The organism is Polaribacter cellanae (assembly GCF_017569185.1).
Lineage (GTDB): Bacteria > Bacteroidota > Bacteroidia > Flavobacteriales > Flavobacteriaceae > Polaribacter > Polaribacter cellanae.
This window is the reverse complement of record NZ_CP071869.1, coordinates 2,871,899-2,894,343: the sequence shown is the minus strand read 5'-3', so window position 1 is coordinate 2,894,343 and position 22,445 is coordinate 2,871,899. Positions and strand designations below refer to the sequence as shown.

The window sequence follows — 22,445 nt, the reverse complement described above, 5'->3', positions numbered from 1 at the left end:
AATGGTAAAATACGATTACATAATTGCTGGTGCTGGTTGTGCAGGTTTAAGTCTCTTGTATCGTCTTTTGCAAGATCCTGTTCTACAGAATCGTTCTATTTTAATGGTGGATAAAGATGATAAAAAAAACAACGATAGAACTTGGTGTTATTGGGAAAAAGAACCTGGTTTATTCGAATCGATTGTCCACGCAAAATGGAACACTTTAGAGTTTTTATCTACCGATTTTGAAGAAAAATTAGACTTGGGTGCTTACACTTATAAAATGATTCAAGGAATTGATTTTTACAACTTTGTACTTGATTCTGCAAAGAAGTTTAGCAATGTAACTTTCTTACAAAAAAACATTATTTCTATTAATTCTGATGAAAATTCAGCAATTTTAAAAACAGAAAATACTTCTTATTTTGCAAACTATATTTTTAATTCTACAAGTATTTTCAACCCTAAAATAACTGAGGAAAATTCACTTTTACAACATTTTAAAGGTTGGGTTATTAAAACCGAAAAACCTTCTTTTAATCCTGAAGTTGGTCGTTTGATGGATTTTAGACTTTCACAAGAAAATGGCGCCACTTTTATGTATGTTTTACCCACCTCAAAAACGGAAGCTTTGGTGGAATATACCTTATTTAGCCCTACTCTATTGGAAAAAGAAAAATATTCTTTGGAGTTACAAAAATACATTAGCCAAGAATTAAATATTAATGATTATGAGATTACGCACGAAGAATTTGGAGTTATACCCATGTCTTTGGCAAAATTCGAGCATAATCCAGAGAAAAACATCATAAATCTAGGAACTGCTGGTGGTTTTACAAAAGCAAGTAGTGGCTACACGTTTCAATTTATCCAAAAAAATGTTGTTGAAATTGTAGCAAATTTAAAGGTTGATAAAAATCCAAATCGCCCATTATCGTTTACTCAAAAAAAGTTTAATTGGTACGACAGAACCCTAATTGATGTTTTACTATCAAAAAAACTAACAGGAAAAGATATTTTTACAAAAATGTTTAAAAAAATATCCGCAGAAAAAATATTGGCTTTTTTAGGAAATGAAAGCACCATTTTAGAAGATATTTCTATTATGAAAACCCTGCCTTTAAAACCATTTTTGGTTTCTGGGATTAAGCAATTGAAAACTAAAGAAAACTAAAGAAAACTAAATATCTTATTATTAACATTTTAATAAAGCAACTAAACTTAAAAGGTCTTTTTCTGTTTAAATCTTTCAAAAAAGAGGAAAGGATAATTTTAATATAAAAAACGCTACTCTAAAATTTTAATAAAATCTTCGAAAGCAACATAATAAGGCTGGTCTTTAAAAACGGGCGTTTCTACACTTGCTGAATTTGCGATTCCAACTCCTGCAAACCAAACTTTTGCGTTTTGCTTTTTTGCGTGTTCTTTAAATGTTTCCATCCATAAAACATCGTAATTATTCGGGTTTTGGATATTGTTAGTCGCTTTTACCAAAACAAAAATGGTAGGTTCTCCTTTTTTAAACAATACAAATTGCGGATGTCTTTTTAAAGTACTATTAATTGCTTGAAACTCATACCCCATTTTTTCGAGCTTCTCTCCTACAATATTCATTGCCAAATTATGCAATTCTTGCGCTGTTAAAACTTGCATTACTGTTCTTATTTTTTCTTGTTTCTTTTGTTGTAATTTTTATCGCCACGCGTTTTTGGCTTCTTATATTTCTTTGCAATTTCTCTTCTGTAAGAACCACCTTGGTTGGTTTTACTATTCTTTTCACTTTTTTCATGAAAAGCAGGTCCAGGAACATATTCTAAACCAGTTCTGTTTTTAGAAATGCCTTGATCTTCTCTTGGTCGTTCGTCTTCGGTTAACAATTTCGAAATCTCTACTGCTTCTGGAAGTTCCAAAACAGGAATTTTGTAATTCATTAATTTTTCTATTTTCTGCTTGCTTTCTTGCTCTTTTTCTGTAGAGAATAATAATGTTTTTCCTGCTTTTTCTGCACGACCAGTTCTACCAATTCTATGCATGTAATTTTCAGGAAAATCTGGCGTATCAAAATTAATTACGTGCGAAACATTCTCAAAATCTAATCCACGAGCCATTACATCTGTAGCTAACAAAATTCGGTTTTTCCCTTCATCAAACTGTCTTATAGAACGAATTCTATAATTTTGTGTTTTATTGGAATGGATTACACACATTTCATCATTAAAAACTTCTTCTAAATGCTTAAATAGCAAATCTGCAGTTCTTTTGAAACCAACAAAAATCAACACTTTGCTATAGATTTCCTTGTCTCTTAAAAGATGATGTAATAAGTTTACCTTTGTAAAAAAATTAGGAATATTATAAGAAACTTGTTCGATATTATCTAACGGAGTTCCACTAACTGCCACCGAAATTTTCTCAGGATTTTTAAAGAAATCGTAAATTAAATGATCTACATCTTCTGTCATAGTTGCAGAAAACAGTATGTTTTGCCTTCTTTCTGGAATAATGTCAAAAATATTCATCAATTGAAAACGAAAACCTAAATCTAACATTACATCTACTTCATCTATCACCAATTTCTGAATCGATTTTAGCTTTAAAGCATTGCTCAACCCTAAATCGTACAAACGTCCTGGAGTTGCCACAATAATATCTTGCCCCTGTAAAATGGCTTGTTTTTGGGTGTTGATGTTTGTACCACCATAAACTCCTAAAACACGAACATTAATATATGTTGCTAATTTCTCAATCTCATCTACCACTTGTAAAACCAGCTCGCGAGTAGGTACCAATACCAAAATTCTTGGATGTTGTTGCTTAGAAAACTTTAAATCTCGAAGAATTGGCAACATGTACGCAAAGGTTTTTCCTGTACCTGTTTGCGCAATTCCCACAACATCTTTTCCTGATCTTACTACAGAAAATGCTTGTTCTTGAATTGGAGTTGGTGTCTCAAAACCCAAATCTTCAATTGCGTAATGGAGTTGTTTAGATAAGTCTAAATCTTCGAAGGTCATTGTACTAAATTTTGCGCAAAGGTACGTTAAAGTTTCAAGTTTAGCCTTCTTAGTTTAGAGTTCAGAAAAGGCAAAAAATCTTCCTTTTATAAATTGCCACGAATGCACAACTTTTTTCTTAATTGAAAAGTGAAAAGGAATAAATATTAAAGATCTGAATTTTATATATAATTTACATCAAAAATAATTTTAAAATTGAAGAAGATAGCTGTATTTAAAAGTTCAGAAATTATCAATCGTAATCCTACAATAATTTAGTAGTTTTGTACGTACTAAAAACTTGCTTCTATGATTACAGATACACACACACATTTATATTCAGATCAGTTCGACGAGGACAGAGAAACCATGATGCAACGTGCTAAAGAAGCAGGAATTTCTCGTTTTTTTATTCCAGCAATCGATTCTTCTTACACGCAAAGAATGTTAGATTTGGAAGCAAAATATCCTTACGATGTGTATTTAATGATGGGATTGCACCCAACTTCTGTAAAAGACAATTATTTAGATGAATTGGCACACGTTCGTGAATGGATCGATAAAAAAGAGTTTTATGCCATTGGCGAAATTGGTATCGATTTGTATTGGGACAAGTCTTTTCTTGCTCAACAGCAAGAAGCTTTTAGAACACAAATTCAATGGGCGAAAGAAAAAAAACTACCAATTGTAATACATTGCAGAGATGCTTTTGATGAAATTTTTGAAGTCTTAGAAACAGAAAAAAGTGACGATTTACATGGAATTTTCCACTGTTTTACAGGAACAAAAGAGCAAGCAGAAAAAGCAATTTCTTACAATATGAAATTAGGAATTGGTGGAGTTGCCACTTTTAAAAACGGAAAAATTGATAAGTTTCTGAATGAAATAGATTTACAACACATAGTTTTAGAGACAGATGCACCTTATTTAGCACCAACTCCTTACAGAGGAAAAAGAAATGAAAGTTCTTATATTACCAATGTTATTGATAAATTAGTTGATATTTATGAGCTTTCTTTTAAAGAAATTGCTGAAATTACGACACAGAATTCGAAAGAAGTTTTTGGAGTATAGTTTTAAAAGTCAGATTTGTGAAAATCCGTGAAATCTGTGTAAAAAAACTTTAGAAAAAATCAATATAATTTGAAATTAGAAACAACATATTACAAAACACCTATTGGAACTGCAAAAATTGTAGGAGATTCCAATGGAATACAATCTGTTTCTGTTTTAGATGATACTGAAGTTTCTAAAAATAATTTTAAAGAAAAAATTCCCGATTGTTTGCAAGATTGCGTGCTTCAATTAGAAGAATATTTTAACGGAGAAAGAGCCAGTTTTAACTTAACTGTCAACCCAAAAGGAACTACTTTTCAGAAAAAAGTATGGAAAGCCTTATTGGAAATTCCTTATGGAAAAACAAGAAGTTACTTAGAGCAAAGCAAAGCTTTGGGCGATGTAAAAGCAATAAGAGCTGTGGCTTCTGCAAATGGCAAAAATCCATTATGGATTGTAATTCCCTGCCACAGAGTAATTGGCTCAGATGGTTCTTTAACTGGTTATGCTGGCGGAATTTGGCGTAAAAAATGGTTGTTAGCACACGAAAATCCAACAAAACAACAATCGCTTTTTTAAATTTTAACTACCCAAAATTACAGAAAAAGTAATTTTAACCTCCCCAAAAGGAAGGTTTGGATAGAAATATCAAAGAAGAGTTTTACATAAATTATTTAGACTAAAAATTCTATTTTTACGTTAGGTAGTTATAGTCGTGCATGTATCAAAAAATAACTTTATTCATTTTACTTTTTGTTGGATTTTCCATCCATGCACAAACGATTTCCAAAGATTTTAGATCCAAGAAGTTTTTAATCCAAAAAGACACAGTTCAGTTTGATTCTGTTTCTGTAAATTCTCAACAATTTAAGGTTTTAAATTCTATTTTAAAACCAATTTCATCCACAGAATATCGAGTAGATTTTAACAAAGCAACATTAATTATAAATGCTAAAAAACACCCAGAAATTACTATAGAATATTTTCGTTTTCCAGATTTTGTTACCAAAACTTACACTTCTTATAACGATAGTTTAATTCTTCCAAATGGTGTAAATACAGGCAAATTATACAGTTTAACAACTAATAAAAAGGCTTCAGAAATAAAATTATTCGACGGTTTGCAAACCAAAGGTTTTATTACAAGAGGCGTTACTGGTGGTAACAACCAAAATGCGGTTACTAATGCTGCATTGGATTTAGAAATCTCTGGTAAACTCTCCAAAGAAATTACTCTAAGAGCCAATATTTTTGATACCAACATACCTCTTCAACAAAATGGATATTCGCAAAACATTACAGATTTCGATCGAATTTTTATAGAAATGTACCATAAAAATTGGCGTGTAAAAGCTGGTGATATTTCGTTACAAAATAACGAAAGTTACTTTGCGCCTTTTGTAAAACAAGCAGCTGGTTTAGAGGTGGAAGCCAATATTACAGAAAACCTAAAAGTAGGTGCTTCTGGCGCAGTTGTTCGTGGAAAATACAATAATTTTAAGATTGTTGGAGTTGAAGGAAATCAAGGTCCGTATAAAATTTTCGGAGCAAATAACGAACCTGCCATTGTAATTATTGCTGGAAGTGAACAAGTTTACATCAATGGAATTTTAATTGAAAGAGGCGAAAACAAAGACTATACAATCGACTACAATTTAGCAGAGATTACTTTTAACACTTCGTTTCCAACTACAAACGATATGCGAATTGCTGTAGAATTTCAATATTCTGACAGAAATTATACACGCTTTGTAACCTATGAAAATGTTTCTTACAATTCCGAAAAATTAAAAATTAATGGTTTTTTTTATAGTGAAAACGATGCTAAAAATCAGCCTTTGCAACAGGCGTTAACAGACGAGCAAAAACAAATTTTGGCGAACGCAGGAAACAACACAGATTTAATGTTTGCAGAAAGTGCCTTTGTAGATGCTTTTGATGAGAATAAAATTCTTTATAAAAAAGTGGTTAATGGAGCTGTTGAAAATTTCGAATATTCTACAAATACTAACGACGAATTGTATTTTGTAACGTTTACAAATGTAGGTGCAAATAATGGAGATTACACGATTTTAAGAAGCACTGCAATTGGTACTATTTTTAAATATGTAGGCGTAAATCAAGGAAATTACAATCCAATAATTCGTTTAATTCCGCCAACGAAATCGCAAGTTTTTGTACTAAAAACTAATTACGATTCCACAAAAAAAACAAAACTAACTTCAGAAATTGCTGTGAGTAACAACGACGCCAATTTATTTTCGAACTTAGATAATCATCAGAATACAGGAATTGCAGCCAAAGTTGGTTGGAAACAAGTTTTAATTGATAAACAATGGAAATTAACGAGTAAAATTAACCACGAATTTGTACAACAAAATTTTAAAACTTTGCAACGTTGGGAAACCATCGAATTTAATAGAGATTGGAATCTACTAACCAATAATGGCACAAAAAATTATTTTCAAACGGCTTTATTGCTACAAAATAAGAAGAAAGATTTTTTCTCTTACCAATATAACAACTTAAATTATACAAATATTTACAATGGAAATAAGCACGAATTGCAATCTAAAATGTCTTTTAATAATACCTCGTTTTATGTAGATGGAAGTTTTTTAAAAAATACCTCTACTTTAGAAGATAACTCTTTTTTACGAGCAAAAGCAAGAGTAGAACATCGTTTTTCTAAAAGTTGGGTGGGTGGTTTTACAAATTTAGAAACCAATAGCAGAAAGAGTATTGCTAGCAATAATTTTATAAATACGAGCCATCGTTTTAAAGAATTCGAAACCTATTTTGGGGTTGGAGATACTGCAAAAGTGTTCGCTAAAATCGGGTTTAATTATAGAAATAACGACAGTATAAAATCGAATGCTTTTACCGAAATCAATAATCGAAAAACCATTTACATTAACAGTAAATTAATTCAAAATAAATTTACAAATTTAAGTATTTTTGCGAATTACAGACTTACTGAAAATCGGTTTTCGGAGAATGAAAAATCGCTAAACTCTAAAGTAGTTTTTAATAAAAGATTGTTTAACAACTTCTTATTTTTAGGAACTACGTACGAAACTTCTTCTGGAAACGTGGCAAGACAAGAATATGTCTATGTAAAAACAGAACCAGGTTTGGGTTACTATACTTGGATTGATTATAATAATGATGGAATCCAAGATTTCGACGAATTTGAAATCGCAGAGTTCCAAGACCAAGCAAATTATTTACGTGTTCCAAAACCTAATATTCGTTTTATTGCTACTCAAAGAGCTAAGTTTAGACAATCTATCAACTTAAATTTTAAGCAATGGAATCAAAAAAAAGGCATTAAAAAAATAATTTCTCATTTTAATAACGAGAGTTTTTTTAATGTTGAAAACGAACAATCTCGAATTGGAAACTCCTTCAATTTTAACCCTTTTAATTTTGATGAAAATAAATTAATCGGTCTAAATTTAAGTTACAGAAACAGTTTGTATTTTAATAAAAATCTACAGAAATACAGCCTTACTTATACGTATGGAAACTTAAGAAGTAAACAACAATATTTTATTGGAAGTCAAGAAAATAAAACAATTTTACATCAGTTAGATTTTGCACATAAATTTGCTACTTTTTGGCTTGCAGAATTAATGGGGAAAGTTTCAGAAAACGATTTACAAACCGAAAACTTTAACAATAGAAATTATTTTATCGAAGCAAAAGAGATACAGCCTAAAATAAGTTTTTTATACAATCCTAACAATAGGTTAACCGCTTTTTATCATTATAAAAATAAGCAAAATACGTTGGCAGATTTCGAGGAATTAAAGCAACAAAAATTCGGATTGGAATATTTTTTTATCAGCAGTAAAAAAAACCAAATAACTGCCAATGCAAATGTGTTTTTAAACAATTTTAAAGGCAATGCAAATACACCTATGGCTTACCAAATGTTAGAAGGTTTGCAGGCTGGAAGAAACTACACTTGGAACTTGTTATTCTCTCAAAAATTAAATTCTTTTTTAAACTTAAATTTAAATTATTTAGGAAGAAAAAGCGAAAACTCGAAAACCATACATACTGGGAGCGTGCAATTAAGAGCTGTTTTTTAAACAATTTCCTTAATTTTTGATATATTTGTTTCATCAACCAAAAACTATAGTTATGAGAAAATACATACTAATATTTTTACTTTTAGTTACTACTTTTACTTCAATTGCTCAAGAAAAGGAGAAAGAGGGAGTATACCCTCAAGACATTGCTAAAAAAACAGAAGTTAAAATAAATGTTTTAACACTTTTAGCTGGAAAATGGATTGATGTCTCCTATGAAAATTTAATTAACGAAGAATCTTCATTTGGTATTGCTGCTACTATCAATACAGATACAAATAAAACTAATTTAAAATACTCTTTAACACCTTATTATAGACGTTATTTTTCAGAAAAATTTGCGCGTGGTTTTTTTGTAGAAGGCTTTGGTATGCTTTTTTCCGCAAAGGATAGAGCTTTTTCGAATGATACTAGAAATTCCGAATTTGAAACAGGTTTTGGGGTAGGAGTTTCTGTTGGAGGAAAATTCGTATCTAAAAGAGGTTTTACAACAGAACTATTATTAGGTGTTGGAAGAAATTTGGGAAAGAGTGAAAACAATAGTGTAATAGGTAGATTAGGTATTTCTGTTGGTTACCGGTTTTAATAAAAAAATTAGAAGCCACAGACAGAATCATAGAGAAATTATTTTAGATTAAGTTCATGTTTTTACGGATGTATTCAAAATAAAAATAAATGAAAAAAACACTTTTAATATTTGGTCTTTTCGTAAGTTCTTTGGGGTTTGCCCAACAAGAAGTAAAACTAGACGTTGCAAATGCATTGGTTATAAGAAGTTTAGAGCTTTCTTACGAAAATTACATTAGTGCAGAAAACTCTTTTGGGGTTTCTGCTCTTTTTAACTTAGCAAAGCAAGATGTAGATTTTAGGTACAATGAAAACACGATGATTACGCCATTTTTTCGTCATTATTTTACTTCGGAAGCGCAATGGAATTTCTTTGGAGAAGGTTTTTTAGGGATAAATTCTGGAAAAGCGGAAGTTGAAGTTAATGGAAATACCCAATTACAGAAATATACAGATGGTGCTTTAGGAGTCGCAATAGGAACCAAATACATTTCTGATGGTGGTTTGGTAATAGATGTTTATGCTGGTGTTGGTAGAAATCTTTTTGGAACAGATTCTCCAATATTGGTACCTAGAGTAGGTGTAAATGTAGGTTGGCGATTTTAAAATTTTAGCAGATTTTATATATAAGAGGCTGTCTTAAAAATAAATTTAGCTGTTAATTTTGATTGAGGTCGAAAAATATAAAATATTGAAATTCAATAAATAATATTTCTCCATTACAGTCGAAATGACAAATTTTAATACTTTTAAGACAGTTTCTTTATAATATTACTTCTGGTTTTCTAATTGGAAGATTTTGTATTAAATCTATATATAAATTTATTTGTTTCTTTAAGTCTTTACGTTCGTAAATGGCATCTAAGAAACCATGTTCTAAAACAAATTCCGATTTTTGGAAACCTTCTGGTAAATCTTTTCCTGTGGTATCTTTTACAACTCTTGGTCCTGCAAATGCTATTAATGCATTTGGTTCTGCAATATTAATATCTCCTAACATTGCATAAGAAGCTGTTGTACCTCCTGTTGTTGGATCTGTACATAAAGAGATGTATGGAATTTTAACTTCTGCCAACTGGGCTAATTTTGCAGATGTTTTAACTAATTGCATTAACGAAAGCGAGGCTTCCATCATTCTTGCTCCTCCAGATTTAGAAACCATTAAAAAAGGAATTTTATTTTTAATAGAATAATCTATGGCTCTGGCTATTTTTTCTCCAACTACAGATCCCATAGAACCTCCAATAAAAGCAAAATCCATCGCTGCAATTACCAAATCTTTTCCTAAAGATTTACCAACAGCTGTTCTTACAGCGTCGTTTAATTTTGTTTTTTCTTGTGCCGCTTTTAATCTGTCTGGATACTTTTTTGTGTCTTCAAATTTTAAAGGATCTTTAGAAGTTAAAGATTTGTTTAATTCCTTAAATTTATTATCATCAAAAAAAAGTTCGAAATATTCTTTACTTCCAATTCTTACATGGTAACCATCTTCTGGACTTACATATAAGTTTCTTTTTAATTCTTCTGTATCTATTATTTTACCACTAGGAGTTTTGTACCAAAGACCTTTAGGAGTGTCTTTTTTATCTTCTGTTGCAGTTTGTATACCTTTATCTGTTCTTTTAAACCAAGCCATAATTAGTTTGTCTTTGTTATAATTCTATTCTGTAAAAGAATAAATGTGAAGTACAAATGTAAAAATATTTTTGCGAAATATACTTTCTTCTGTTTGATATTCTTTTGTAGTTATATTTACAGGATTCTATAAATAAAAAAAGCATCTTGATTTGTAAAAAAAAATCAAAATGCTTTTTAATACTATTTTAAAATACTTTTATAAAGTATCTACATTGTTTAAGTCTTGGAATGCTTGCTTTAAGCGTATAGTAAATGTTTCTTCTCCTAAACGCAACCATTTTCTTGGATCGTAATATTTCTTATTTGGTTGATCTGCTCCATCTGGATTACCAATTTGTGTTGCCAAATAAGCTGCCTTTTCTTGCATATAATCTCTAATACCTTCTGTAAAAGCAAATTGCAAATCTGTATCGATGTTCATTTTTATAACACCATAACCAATAGATTCTCTAATTTCTTCTAAGGTAGAACCAGAACCTCCATGAAATACAAAATCGATATGATTTTCTTCGACACCATATTTTTTTGTGATAAATTCTTGAGAATTCTTTAAAATTTTTGGTGTTAATTTTACGTTTCCTGGCTTATAAACTCCATGCACGTTTCCAAATGCAGCTGCAATTGTAAATTGAGGAGAAACTTTCATTAACTCTTCGTAAGCATAAGCAACTTCTTCTGGTTGTGTGTATAATTTAGAAGCATCTACGTCCGAATTATCGACACCATCTTCTTCTCCACCAGTAATTCCTAGTTCTATTTCTAAAGTCATACCCATTTTGCTCATTCTAGCTAAGTATGTTTTACAAATTTCTATATTTTCTTCAATTGGCTCTTCAGATAAATCGATCATGTGTGAGCTGTACAAAGGCTTTCCAGTTTCTTGGAAATGCTTTTCTGAAGCATCTAATAAACCATCTATCCAAGGTAATAATTTTTTCGCACAATGGTCTGTATGTAAGATTACTGGAACTCCATAAGCTACAGCTAATTCATGTACGTGTTTTGCACCTGCAATTCCACCAGCAATTGCTGCTTTTTCGTTCTGGTTAGATAAGCCTTTACCTGCATTAAATTGTGCTCCACCATTCGAAAATTGAATAATTACTGGCGCATTTAAATCTCTTGCAGTTTCTAAAACTCCATTTATAGTACTAGAACCAACAACATTTACAGCTGGTAATGCAAAACCTTTTGCTTTGGCTAGTTTAAAAATTTCTTGAACTTCTTTTCCTGTTGCAACTCCTGGTTTTATGTTATGACTCATGTTTATTTTTTTTAAATCGTTGATTATTAGTTTTTTCAAAAGTACTAAAAATAGCTGTTTTTCTATTTGATGAAACCATAAAATAACGAAAACGTTATAGGTTTTCGTTTACAATTTTATTAAAATGGATAGTTTATTCCAATATTATAAACAGCACTTCGAAAGTTATAATTTTCGAACCATTTATTCTCTTTTAAGTAAGGTTCGTAGGTTTTAAAACCTAAATCTAGTCTTAGTACTAAGAAGTTTAAATCGTATCGTATTCCAAAACCAGAACCCAAAGCAATATCTTTTAAAGAAGAAAAACCTGTAAAATTTGCGTCTTCAAAATCGTATAAAGATTTGGAAATATCCCAAACATTTCCTGCGTCTAAAAATAATGCTCCTTTTATGTCTCCAACAACATTAAATCGATACTCTAAACTGGTTAAAAGCTTTAAACTTCCTGTATTAAATTCGAACACGTTAGGAAAAGAACCTGGACCTAAATCGTAACTTCTCCATGCTCGTATATCGTTTGAACCCCCAGCAAAATAACTTTTTGAAAAAGGTATGTCTGATTTTCCATAAGGAATAATTAAACCAAAAAAAGACCTAAAACCTATCACAGAATCGTCTGATACTTCCCAAAATTTCTTATATTCTATATCTGTTTTAAAATATTGTGCAATTGGAGTCCCTGCAATCGTTTTTGCCCCAGAATCGTCTTTTTTATTTGATAGAAGCCCAACAACGTTTCCTGAATTTGTTATCTTAAATTTAAAAAATGAAAAATTATTATCCTTAAAATTTGTTTGAGAATTATAAGTATAGGAATAAGAAATTGTAGGAATGATAAAATTAGAGGTAATAATACTATATCTATTAGCAATATTAAATAAAGTTAAGTATTCTTTTGGATTATTGGTTGCAAAATTACTATCTGTTAAAGCCTTAAATACAAATTTTTCTGCAGTTGCTGCTGATAAATTTTCATTTGGAAAGAAATTATTTTTAATAACTTCTATTTTATCAAATTCGGAACCATAAATAGTAAAATACTGACTAATATTTAAATTTGCTATATATTGTAAATTAAAACCCTCTATTTGAATGGTTTTTTTGGGTGTGTAATTCCATTTATAATCGATTCCAGTAGTTATTGTTTGCCTATCTAATCCTATATTTTTTTGTAGACTGGCTCCTATAGAAATTCTTGTCTTGGGCGACATTGCTTTAGGGACGAGTTTATTTAAACCAAATGGAGCAACAAACCTTGGAATTTCTAAAGATATATCTGCACCAATTTCGTAACCTGGCCCATTTCTTGCTCTAAAATAAGAGCCTAAGAAAGAAAGTTTTAAAATTTCTGCTCCTCGAAATGCATTTCTGTCGATAATAGAAAATTTGGCAGAAGTTCCTATTTCTCGAATATTAGAGTGTGTTAATTCTGTATCGAAACCTAAAGTATATTTTTCTTTTGGCGACAAAAATACATCTAACCTTAATTCGTCGCCGGTGTTTCCTACAGAAGTAAAATCTAAATTTGTGGTTTTAAAATTCTTTAAAGATTTTAAGTGGCTTCTTGTTAAATTTCTAAGCGTATCTTTATAGATATCTCCTGGTTTAAAGAAAATAGATTGTGCTAAATATTTAGGGTTATACTTTATTTTATTGTATCCATAGAATTTAATTCCTTTATATGTTATGGAATCTGAATATTCTTCGTCTTTTTGAGTGTAAGAATAATCTGTTCTTACCACAACTTCTTTTATTTTTTGAACCTTGTAATCTTTATTCTTATATGTACCATCTTTCTCTTCAAGTCTTCCTCTTGATATTAAAAAATCGACATTGGTTTTATAATTTTTTTTTATGGAGTCCATAGAATCTAAATAAAAACCCAAAGCAGATTCCGTAAAATAATAAATTCCGTTATTTTTATATAATTTAACAACGTTCGCGGCTTCCTTTCTAAAGGTCTTATCGTTATACTGGTCTCCTGTCTTCAACAAAGATGTAATACCAGAAGCTTTATAAATAGAGTCTAAAACAGGAGATTCTATTTTAAACTTAATAGTATCTAACAATGTTGGTTTTCCCTTTGTAATATAATATTCTACTGTGGCTTTTTTTTGACTAGAATCTCTCTTTATAATTGCTTTTACTTTCGATTTAAAAAATCCTTTTGTTTTATAATATGCCCATAAATTATCGCTAGTTCTTTCTACCTTATTTTTATTTACAATTACAGGACTATCGAAACTTAAAAACCAATTATTTAAATTTATTAAAGAGTTTGCATAAGCAATACTTTGTTTTTCTGAAAAAACATTTTTAATAAACTTATACTTTTTCGGGTTTTCTTTTCCCCATTCAGAGGGTGTTTTGGGTTTATCGTGGTTTCCTAAATTATGAAAATATAAGCCTAATGGTAAATTTAATAATCTCGGATTCGGTTTTTGAAGAATGTATTTTTGTAAATCGCTACTTTTGTATTTAACACTATCAACAAAAATATAATTTTTTGTAAGCATATGCTCATTCTTGGCAACATGTTTTGTAGAATTACATGCAACCAAAATTAAAACAAGTAAAAAGTAAACAGACAGTTTTTTCATTACTTTAGCAATAGAATCGAACACCAAAAATAATATTTTTCTATGGTTTATTCTCATTTAGATTTAATTAATGAGTATATATCGAAAACAGATAGCTTTTCGGTTTTTATACTGATTCTTTTTTCCTTTATTTGTGTTTAATTTTAAAACTGTAACAAAGGTTATACTTTAAATTTTAGCCTTAAAAACAAAAAAAATTGCGTGCCGAATCAAGTTTAACATACATCTAAAATTCCAAAAAACAATCAATTTTGAGTCTTTCAAAAAATCAGCTTAAACTAATAACACGTTTATCACAAAAAAAGTATCGACAAAAGCATAAATTATTTATTGCTGAAGGCGTAAAAGTAGTGAATGAACTTTTAAATTCTTCTTTTAAAGTCGTTACTATTTTTTGTACTAACGATTTTACTTGTACTATTGCTGAAGACAAAATTATTCCTATTTCTGAAATTGATTTAAAAAAAATAAGTAATTTAAAAACACCCAATAAAGTTCTAGGTATTTTTAAAATTCCCGAAGAAAAACAACTTGTAAATAAAGGTTTAATAATTGCTTTAGATGCAATAAACGATCCTGGTAATTTAGGTACTATTATTCGTTTGTGTGATTGGTTTGGGGTAACACAATTAATTTGTTCTAAAGACACTGTAGATTGTTATAATGCCAAGGTTGTACAGGCTTCTATGGGTTCTTTAACAAGAATTTCTATCCATTACTTAGCGTTGAATACTTATTTGTCTGAAACAAATTTACCCACATTTATAGCAGATATGGATGGCGAAAATGTTTATAAAACCAGTTTGCCAAAAGAAGGTGTTTTAATTATGGGAAATGAGGCAAATGGAGTTTCAGATGACATAAAAAAAATCGTTTCTAATAAAATTTCCATTCCACGTTTTGGTGAAAGCCAAGAAACAGAAAGTTTAAATGTTGCAACTGCAACTGCTATTTTATTGAGCGAGTTTTCTCGATTTAAGGTTTAAGGTTTAAGGTTTAAGGTTTAAGGTTTAAGGTTTAAGGTTTAAGAAAATAATAACTCTTTACGAGTAAAAATACCACATAGGCACATAGAAAACATAGCCAATCTTTGCGATTTTATATTGAAACTTCGAGTCTTTGAAACTTTGAATCTTTGCGACTTCGCATCTTTGCGAGAAAAAACACAAAAAAAACTCTGCGAATCTCTGTGAATCTCTGTGAAAAACTCTGCGAATCTCAGCGAAACAACCTCTTACTCGAAAGCAAAATTTAAGAAAATACCACGAGTTCCCATAAAGTTTACAGGAGCTGTCCATCTGCTATTTGGATCATCATCATATTTAATTTCGTTGTTAATTGCAAAAACACCACGAATGGATGGAGAAAACTTAAAGAAATACAGGTAAATATCCACTCCAATTCCTACCTCATACATAAAGTTATGTGTTTTCATACGAAATTGACCTGCTGAGTTATCATCTTGATTTCTTTCGTTACTAGAAAAATTATAATCGTAAGAAACACCCGCTAATAAATACGGACGAATATTATGATACCTGTCTGTACTAAATTTAAAAACCAAAGGAACATGTAAATAGGTAGAACCAACTTCTCGAACGCTGTCTTGTTTTGTAGGTAAATGATTAAAATATATGTTTTTCGAATTACTAACCAAACCTGGTTCTAAACGTAAATTTAAGTTTTTATGTAAACGCAAATCTGCAATTAACCCCACATTAAAACCTATAGTTGGTTCTACAGTTATGTTTGCATTCGCAATTGTACTTTCTCTTAAGTTTAGTTTAAAGTCATTTTTATTTACACCCAAATAAAAACCATAATGCAAAGGTCTTTTATCGAATGAAGGTAAATATTCTACGCGATCTTTCTGTGCAAAAAAAGAAATACTAGCGAATAGAAAAAAACAAAAAAATAGATTTTTTTTACTCATAATTATTTACGTGCTGTGTAAATTGTTGCAACACCAAAGGTTACAGGATTATCTTCTGTATGTGTAAACCCATTTTTTTGTAAAATATTGTTGAAAGCTTCTCCAAAAGGAAAAGAATTCGCAGATTCCGATAGATAAGAGTAGGCAACTTTGTCTTTCGAAAATAGTTTTCCAACAACTGGTAAAAATAAGTTTGTATATAATTTATATCCTTGTTTAAAAGGAAATTTTGTTGGGTTTGAAGTTTCTAAAATTACCAAAACTCCATTTGGTTTTAAAACTCTGGCAATTTCTCTAATTCCTTTGGCTAAGTTCGCAAAATTACGAACACCAAAAGAAACTGTAATGGCATCGAAAGTTGCATCTTCGAAAGGCATATCTTCAGAATCGCCCACCATCATTTCTATTTTATCGGAAAGATTTGCTTTGTTTATTTTTTGTTTACCAACTTCTAGCATTCCTGCAGAAATGTCTAAACCAACAATTCTATCTGGGTTTAAATTGGCCATCATTAAAGCCAAGTCTCCTGTTCCTGTTGCAATGTCTAAAATTTGTTTTGGCTTGTTTTTACCAACAATTTCTACCACTTTTTTACGCCATTTTACATCTATTCCTAAAGAAATTACACGATTTAAACCATCGTAGTTTTTAGAAATATTATCGAACATTTGGGTAACTTGCTCTTTCTTACCTAACTTAGAATTTTTATATGGATTAATTTTTTCTGCTGACATAAAAAGCCCATCTTAATCTTCTCAAAGGAAAAAACTTGCAGCGTGAGCAACTGCTTTTTATTGTTCTCTTTTATTTAACTTCTTATTCTTCAAACTTCCAACTCCCATCTTCCAGTTTCCAACTCTCTACCCATTTATCGCTACTACTTCGTTAATTTTGTTTGGTAGCATTTCTTTCAGCAAGTTTTCGATTCCGTTTTTTAAAGTTGCTGTAGAAGATGGGCAACCACTACAAGCGCCTTGTAAAACTACGCTTACTACTTTATTTGCTTCATCATAAGAACGAAAAGCGATGTTTCCTCCATCTCCTGCAACTGCCGGTTTTATATATTCATCTAAAATATCTACAATTTGTGCAGAAACACCTTCTAGTTTTACTTCTTGTACTATTTCTTTTGTTCCTTCTGCAACGATTTTTTCTCTTGGTAATTCTTTAATAATTGTTTTTCCTTCTGCTAAATATTCTCGAATAAACGTTCTTACTTCACCATAAACTTCATTCCATTCTACCATATCGTATTTGGTAATTGAAATATAATTATCGGAAATAAAAACTTCTTTTACGAAAGGAAAATTAAAAATAGCCAAAGCTAATGGAGACGATTTACTTGCTTCGTCTATATTTTTAAACTCAACATCTGTTTGCGTTAGTGCTTTGTTGGTTCCAAACTTCATTACAGATGGGTTTGGAGTTACCTCTGCATATACTTCTATAGATTCTTTTTTAGATTTTTTTTCTTCGTTTACAACAGCATTTCCTTCGTTTAAAAAAACTTCTATTTGTTCTTTTACTTCTTCTTGGACGTCTATCCATTCTAAAATATCGAAACGTTGTATTGCAATAAAGTTAGCGGTAATAAATACCTTCTTTACGAATGGTAAATAGAATAATTGTTGTGCTAATGGAGAGTTTTTAGCTTCATCTATATTATTGAATTCGTAACTACCTCCATTTATTAAAATACTGCTACTGTTGTATTTTATAATGGTATTGTTAGTTGTTTCTTGAATGGTAATTTTAATGTTTGGCATTGTCTAAAAATTGAATTGCAAAATTAAGTGAAAAAAGACAAATAGCATTATTTTTAAAGGTATAAAACTTTTCGACTCTACTTCTAATAACATTTGTATTTGCTATTAAAAGTAGAGTCGAAATATATTTGTCTTCTAAAAGTTACAGACTTATGGAAACTGTTGCTGTAAAAATTCTATTATCTATATTTAAATCTGCAGTATTTATTTGCTTTGGAAATTGCGGATATACATCATAAAAAGAAGTTCTGTTATTATTACTGTAAGCGAAATCTACTTTAAAGTTTCCAAAATTATAACCAGCTCCAAAAGAATACCCTTTAATATCGTCGGAATTTAATGCTGTTTTATTGGGGTTTTCTTCAAACTTGTAACCTCCTCTAATACTTAATTTATCGAAACGCCATTCTGTACCCATGTTAAAAGAATTGGTGTTTTTTAGTTCATTTTCGAAAAATGTATTTTCTCCTGCGAAACCTCCATCTGATAGTTTCATATTCGAATAATTTCTACTAATATAATCGAAACTAAATAAACCTCTTTTGCCAAATACCACTGCTGCACTTGCTGTTAATTTACTCGGAGTTTTTAATCTATAAGTTAAATTTTGAGATGGAAAATTATCTCCAGTAGTATTATCATAAATATTTTTTGGGTCATTGCTAACAATAATTTCTGTATCTCCAGTAAATGGAATTCCGCCAAGTCTATTTCCTTCATTTTTTACAATATTAGTATCTTCTATAATTTCTGTAAACCAAGTTGGTGTTTGGTAAGATAAACCAAATCTAAAATTTTGGGTTGCCTTATAAATAAAACCTGCGTTTAAAGAAATTCCTGTACCTGTTGTAAAGTTTTCTTGATAAAAGTTGGCGTCTAAAGTATTTCCTTTTCCATCGCTATTAAATTCTAATAAATTAGATTGCTGACTAAAATTTAAGCTATAAAAATTAACTCCTGCACCAACGTATAACTTATTTTGATACACAGACGAAAATGCCAAATTAATTTCATCTAACTTCCCTTTATACTTATTTATAAATCTTTGATTTTTTTCCGAAACATTATAATCGATAGTCTTATTTTTATCTAAAGGAAATTCTCTAAATGTTGGTACTCCACTATTCCCTTCAATAATAAAATTATCACTAAAATCTTTTGTAAGTCTGTAATTAAAACCAATTGCAAATTTGCTCCAATCAGATTTATAAGCACTGTCGAAAACCAAAACTGCACCTGCTTGAGAAAAGTTAAAAGACTGATTTTGGTTATTTACAGCATTTCCATAAAAAGTAGATTGTATTTCTGTATTTCTATTGTTTAATGTTCCTGCAAATGAGCTATTATTAAAAACAGCCAAACCTGCTGGATTGATATTTATTGATGAAATATCGCCACCTAATGCTCCAAAAGCACCTCCCATAGAAGTAAAACGCGCAGTTCCATTTGAATCGTCTTGCGAGAAAAGCAACGCTAAATCTTGGTATTTTAAAGACTGACTATAAGACGTTAAAGTTACTGCGAACAATATCGCAAATGTTATAATTTTTTTCATTTTAATTATTTTTTAGGCTTTTTTTTTAATTTCCTCTTCTTCTAGATGAAGAGGAACTTCTTGTAGAAGAGCTTCTTGAACTTCTCGAAGATCTTGAAGTTGCTCTACTACTAGCTCTTGATGATCTAGAACTCGAAGTTCTTGCTGATGGAGCATATCTTCTCCTTGAAGAACTCGCCACAGAACTTCTTCTTGCTGGAGTTGAGTATCTTCTAACGGTAGAACTGTTACTTCTTCTTGTTGGAACGATTCTCGCCCTTCTTACTGTAGAACTATTGTTTCTTCTTACAGAACTATTTACTCTACTTGCAGTGGAATTATTTCCACCTCTTCTTCTAGAACTTGTTCTTGAAGAACTTCTTCTTGTACTAGAAGAGCTTCTTCTCGTTGAAGGACTATTTCTTCTTCTAGAAGTATTTATTGAACTTCTTCTAGTTCTTGAAGTAGATCTTCTGTTTGGAGATATCGTACTAGAACTTCTCCTTCTTGAAGTTGTTGCTGGTCTTGTGGTAAACGATCTTCTTCTAGATCTTACAGAAGAATTTGTTGCGTTTCCTCTTCTTCTACTATATCTATTATTATATGTGGTTCTTCTACCATACGTTGTATTTCTATTATAACGATTGTTTCTATAATTATAGAAATTATTATATCTATAAGGAGCTACATATCCATAGCCAAAATATGGGTTATAAAAACCTCCATTCCAACCCCAAGCTAAGTTGTTTTGGTATGGATGCCAATAAGAATTGTACCCCCAGGTATTCCAACCATTCCATCTATTTCTAAATCTCCAGTTATTCCAACCCCAATTGTTCCAGCCCCAATTATTGTATCCATAATAACCCCAACTATTAAACCCTACACCATAAAAATCATTCCAATAAGGATCATTTATTAAATTTACATTCACAACAACATCGTTTCCTGAGTTATTTCCCCAAGAAGGTTTTGTGTTATAATTAAAATTATCTTCGACATACAATGCATCAGGAGAATTGTAACTATCTACATCCGTAAAAACTTCAGAATCTTCTAAACTCTCTAATCTTTCTAATTCTTTCGTAAAATAATTATTGTTATAATTGTTGTATTCTCTATCGTTAACAACAACTACCTTCTTTTCTCTAACTGGTTTTTCGTCTGCATAAATACCATCATCAGAATATACACTCTGGTATGTACCACAAGAAACCAATAGTATACTAGATAGAAAAAATAAAATAACTTGATGTAAACTGGATTTATTGTAAAATAGTTTCATATTGATATATTTTTATGTAAATATTAATTTTCAGAAAAATTTGTTGCACAAAAAACTATAACTTTACATTGGTTCTAACCTTTTTGTAGTAATTTTGTATCGTTTTTGTAAATACTTTTAACTATTTAACAAAAATTTCACTTTAAAGATAACAATATTTGTGCCAAACTTCTAAACATGAGTAAACATTTAACAAAACGAGAAGACGATTATTCTAAATGGTATAATGAACTAGTTGTAAAAGCAGATCTTGCAGAAAACTCTGCAGTTAGAGGTTGTATGGTTATAAAACCTTATGGATTTGCTATTTGGGAAAAAATGCAGGCAGAATTAGACAGAATGTTTAAGGAAACAGGTCACCAAAATGCATATTTCCCTTTGTTTGTGCCCAAAAGTTTGTTTGAAGCTGAAGAAAAAAATGCAGAGGGTTTTGCAAAAGAATGTGCTGTTGTAACGCATTATCGTTTACAAAACGACCCTGATAATTCTGGCAAATTGCGTGTAGATCCAGAAGCAAAATTAGAAGAAGAACTAGTTGTAAGACCAACTTCAGAGGCTATTATTTGGAATACTTATAAAGGATGGATTCAATCTTATAGAGATTTGCCATTATTAATAAACCAGTGGGCAAACGTAGTTCGTTGGGAAATGAGGACACGTTTATTTTTGCGTACAGCAGAATTTTTATGGCAAGAAGGGCATACAGCACATACAACAAGAACAGAAGCAGTTGATGAAGCTAAACAAATGCAAGAAGTATATGCAACTTTTGCCGAAAACTTTATGGCAATGCCTGTTGTAAAAGGATACAAGTCTAATAGCGAGCGTTTTGCTGGAGCAGAAGACACCTACACTATTGAAGCTTTAATGCAAGATGGAAAAGCGTTGCAGGCTGGAACAAGTCATTTTTTAGGGCAAAATTTCGCCAAAGCTTTTGATGTAAAATTTACTTCTAAAGAAGGAAAACAAGAGCATGTTTGGGCAACTTCTTGGGGAGTATCTACACGTTTAATTGGTGGTTTGATTATGACACATTCAGATGATAATGGTTTGGTTTTACCTCCAAAATTGGCTCCAATACAAGTAGTTATTGTTCCTATATATAAAGGGGAAGAGCAATTAACTACGATTTCAGAAAAAGTAGCAGTATTTGTAAAAGAGTTCCGTAAAAAAGGGATTTCTGTTAAGTTTGATGACAGGGATACTTACAGACCAGGAGCAAAATTTGCAGAATACGAATTAAAAGGAGTTCCTGTAAGAATTGCTTTTGGAGGAAGAGATTTAGAAAACAATACAGTTGAAGTTGCCAGAAGAGATACTTTTGAGAAACAAACCATTTCACAAGACATTGTTGTAAATTTTGTAGAAAATTTATTGGAAGAAATTCAAGAAAATTTATTCAAAAAAGCCATCGATTATAGAGCTGAACATACTACCGAGGTAAATGATTTTAAAGAATTTAAAAAAGTAATTAAAAATAAGGGCGGTTTTGTTTCTGCTCATTGGGATGGAACAGAAGAAACAGAAGATAAAATTAAAGAATATACAAAAGCGACCATTCGTTGTATTCCGAACGATGCAAAAGAAGAAGCTGGAGTTTGTGTTTTTAGTGGAAAACCATCCACGAAAAGAGTTCTTTTTGCAAAAGCATATTAATTATAACTAAACAACAATCTCTTTATTATATTCGGGAAATGAGGTTTTTATCACCATTAAAAAAACGAGTTCAA

Annotated in this window: 18 protein-coding genes; 8 read left to right on the top strand and 10 right to left on the bottom strand. The window is 30.6% G+C overall.

Annotated features, from left to right (window positions below):
- Nucleotide 1: 1 nt before the first annotated feature.
- Entirely contained in the window at nt 2-1,156 is a 1,155-nt protein-coding gene (locus J3359_RS13050) for a lycopene cyclase family protein (protein WP_208077294.1), read from the top strand.
- Nucleotides 1,157-1,269: 113 nt separating this feature from the next.
- On the opposite strand, the gene J3359_RS13045 is transcribed toward J3359_RS13050, so the two are convergent.
- A complete protein-coding gene (locus J3359_RS13045) occupies nt 1,270-1,635 on the bottom strand; it encodes a DUF8840 domain-containing protein (RefSeq protein WP_208077293.1) in 366 nt (121 codons plus the stop codon).
- A gap of 8 nt (nt 1,636-1,643) precedes the next feature.
- Nucleotides 1,644-2,996, bottom strand: a complete 1,353-nt coding sequence (locus J3359_RS13040; protein WP_208077292.1) for a DEAD/DEAH box helicase — start codon at nt 2,994-2,996, stop codon at nt 1,644-1,646.
- A 288-nt stretch (nt 2,997-3,284) separates the two neighbouring features.
- Between J3359_RS13040 and J3359_RS13035 the strand changes: the two genes are divergently transcribed.
- The 5 genes from J3359_RS13035 to J3359_RS13015 all read left to right on the top strand — a co-directional run bounded on the left by J3359_RS13035 (nt 3,285) and on the right by J3359_RS13015 (nt 9,301).
- Nucleotides 3,285-4,049 (top strand): TatD family hydrolase, encoded by a 765-nt coding sequence (locus J3359_RS13035; protein WP_208077291.1) that lies wholly within the window; start codon nt 3,285-3,287, stop codon nt 4,047-4,049.
- Between the two features lie 69 nt (nt 4,050-4,118).
- Nucleotides 4,119-4,610 (top strand): methylated-DNA--[protein]-cysteine S-methyltransferase, encoded by a 492-nt coding sequence (locus J3359_RS13030; RefSeq protein WP_208077290.1) that lies wholly within the window; start codon nt 4,119-4,121, stop codon nt 4,608-4,610.
- A 140-nt stretch (nt 4,611-4,750) separates the two neighbouring features.
- Entirely contained in the window at nt 4,751-8,128 is a 3,378-nt protein-coding gene (locus J3359_RS13025; protein ID WP_208077289.1) for a DUF8818 domain-containing protein, read from the top strand.
- A 52-nt stretch (nt 8,129-8,180) separates the two neighbouring features.
- Nucleotides 8,181-8,714 (top strand): DUF3575 domain-containing protein, encoded by a 534-nt coding sequence (locus tag J3359_RS13020; protein WP_208077288.1) that lies wholly within the window; start codon nt 8,181-8,183, stop codon nt 8,712-8,714.
- An 89-nt stretch (nt 8,715-8,803) separates the two neighbouring features.
- Complete coding sequence (locus J3359_RS13015) at nt 8,804-9,301, top strand: DUF3575 domain-containing protein (RefSeq protein ID WP_208077287.1); 498 nt, start codon at nt 8,804-8,806, stop codon at nt 9,299-9,301.
- Nucleotides 9,302-9,458: 157 nt separating this feature from the next.
- Here J3359_RS13015 and accD read toward each other — a convergent pair whose 3' ends face one another.
- The 3 genes from accD to tamL form a co-directional block, all read right to left on the bottom strand.
- Complete coding sequence (gene accD, locus J3359_RS13010; RefSeq protein ID WP_208077286.1) at nt 9,459-10,331, bottom strand: acetyl-CoA carboxylase, carboxyltransferase subunit beta; 873 nt, start codon at nt 10,329-10,331, stop codon at nt 9,459-9,461.
- A 198-nt stretch (nt 10,332-10,529) separates the two neighbouring features.
- Nucleotides 10,530-11,597, bottom strand: coding sequence for a class II fructose-bisphosphate aldolase (gene fbaA, locus J3359_RS13005; protein WP_208077285.1), 1,068 nt, complete (start codon nt 11,595-11,597; stop codon nt 10,530-10,532).
- 119 nt (nt 11,598-11,716) lie between these two features.
- A complete protein-coding gene (tamL, locus tag J3359_RS13000; RefSeq protein WP_243765913.1) occupies nt 11,717-14,254 on the bottom strand; it encodes a translocation and assembly module lipoprotein TamL in 2,538 nt (845 codons plus the stop codon).
- A 194-nt stretch (nt 14,255-14,448) separates the two neighbouring features.
- Here tamL and J3359_RS12995 point away from each other — a divergent pair, with 194 nt between their 5' ends.
- Nucleotides 14,449-15,183, top strand: a complete 735-nt coding sequence (locus tag J3359_RS12995) for a TrmH family RNA methyltransferase (protein ID WP_208077284.1) — start codon at nt 14,449-14,451, stop codon at nt 15,181-15,183.
- A 248-nt stretch (nt 15,184-15,431) separates the two neighbouring features.
- On the opposite strand, the gene porT is transcribed toward J3359_RS12995, so the two are convergent.
- From porT to J3359_RS12970, 5 genes are all read right to left on the bottom strand, one after another.
- Nucleotides 15,432-16,130 (bottom strand): type IX secretion/gliding motility protein PorT/SprT, encoded by a 699-nt coding sequence (porT, locus tag J3359_RS12990; RefSeq protein WP_208077283.1) that lies wholly within the window; start codon nt 16,128-16,130, stop codon nt 15,432-15,434.
- Nucleotides 16,131-16,132: 2 nt separating this feature from the next.
- Nucleotides 16,133-16,864, bottom strand: a complete 732-nt coding sequence (gene ubiE / locus J3359_RS12985; RefSeq protein WP_208077282.1) for a bifunctional demethylmenaquinone methyltransferase/2-methoxy-6-polyprenyl-1,4-benzoquinol methylase UbiE — start codon at nt 16,862-16,864, stop codon at nt 16,133-16,135.
- A 126-nt stretch (nt 16,865-16,990) separates the two neighbouring features.
- On the bottom strand, nt 16,991-17,896 hold the full coding sequence (locus tag J3359_RS12980; RefSeq protein ID WP_208077281.1) for a NifU family protein: 906 nt from the start codon (nt 17,894-17,896) through the stop codon (nt 16,991-16,993).
- 142 nt (nt 17,897-18,038) lie between these two features.
- Entirely contained in the window at nt 18,039-19,451 is a 1,413-nt protein-coding gene (locus tag J3359_RS12975; protein WP_208077280.1) for an OmpP1/FadL family transporter, read from the bottom strand.
- Nucleotides 19,452-19,476: 25 nt separating this feature from the next.
- A complete protein-coding gene (locus J3359_RS12970) occupies nt 19,477-20,715 on the bottom strand; it encodes a hypothetical protein (RefSeq protein ID WP_208077279.1) in 1,239 nt (412 codons plus the stop codon).
- Between the two features lie 177 nt (nt 20,716-20,892).
- Between J3359_RS12970 and proS the strand changes: the two genes are divergently transcribed.
- Nucleotides 20,893-22,371 carry a proline--tRNA ligase gene (gene proS / locus J3359_RS12965; protein ID WP_208077278.1) on the top strand — a complete coding sequence of 493 codons (1,479 nt, stop codon included), beginning with the start codon at nt 20,893-20,895 and terminating at the stop codon, nt 22,369-22,371.
- Nucleotides 22,372-22,445: the final 74 nt, after the last annotated feature.

Bases quoted from the DNA above. Each gene is read 5' to 3' on its own strand.
- J3359_RS12975 (WP_208077280.1), bottom strand. From the start codon at position 19,451: ATGAAAAAAATTATAACATTTGCGATATTGTTCGCAGTAACTTTAACG.
- J3359_RS13045 (WP_208077293.1), bottom strand. From the start codon at position 1,635: ATGCAAGTTTTAACAGCGCAAGAATTGCATAATTTGGCAATGAATATT.
- J3359_RS13050 (WP_208077294.1), top strand. From the start codon at position 2: ATGGTAAAATACGATTACATAATTGCTGGTGCTGGTTGTGCAGGTTTA.
- accD (WP_208077286.1), bottom strand. From the start codon at position 10,331: ATGGCTTGGTTTAAAAGAACAGATAAAGGTATACAAACTGCAACAGAA.
- J3359_RS13015 (WP_208077287.1), top strand. From the start codon at position 8,804: ATGAAAAAAACACTTTTAATATTTGGTCTTTTCGTAAGTTCTTTGGGG.
- porT (WP_208077283.1), bottom strand. From the start codon at position 16,130: ATGAGTAAAAAAAATCTATTTTTTTGTTTTTTTCTATTCGCTAGTATT.
- J3359_RS12970 (WP_208077279.1), bottom strand. From the start codon at position 20,715: ATGAAACTATTTTACAATAAATCCAGTTTACATCAAGTTATTTTATTT.
- J3359_RS12980 (WP_208077281.1), bottom strand. From the start codon at position 17,896: ATGCCAAACATTAAAATTACCATTCAAGAAACAACTAACAATACCATT.
- ubiE (WP_208077282.1), bottom strand. From the start codon at position 16,864: ATGTCAGCAGAAAAAATTAATCCATATAAAAATTCTAAGTTAGGTAAG.
- J3359_RS13020 (WP_208077288.1), top strand. From the start codon at position 8,181: ATGAGAAAATACATACTAATATTTTTACTTTTAGTTACTACTTTTACT.
- fbaA (WP_208077285.1), bottom strand. From the start codon at position 11,597: ATGAGTCATAACATAAAACCAGGAGTTGCAACAGGAAAAGAAGTTCAA.
- tamL (WP_243765913.1), bottom strand. From the start codon at position 14,254: ATGAGAATAAACCATAGAAAAATATTATTTTTGGTGTTCGATTCTATT.
- J3359_RS13025 (WP_208077289.1), top strand. From the start codon at position 4,751: ATGTATCAAAAAATAACTTTATTCATTTTACTTTTTGTTGGATTTTCC.
- J3359_RS13035 (WP_208077291.1), top strand. From the start codon at position 3,285: ATGATTACAGATACACACACACATTTATATTCAGATCAGTTCGACGAG.
- J3359_RS13040 (WP_208077292.1), bottom strand. From the start codon at position 2,996: ATGACCTTCGAAGATTTAGACTTATCTAAACAACTCCATTACGCAATT.
- proS (WP_208077278.1), top strand. From the start codon at position 20,893: ATGAGTAAACATTTAACAAAACGAGAAGACGATTATTCTAAATGGTAT.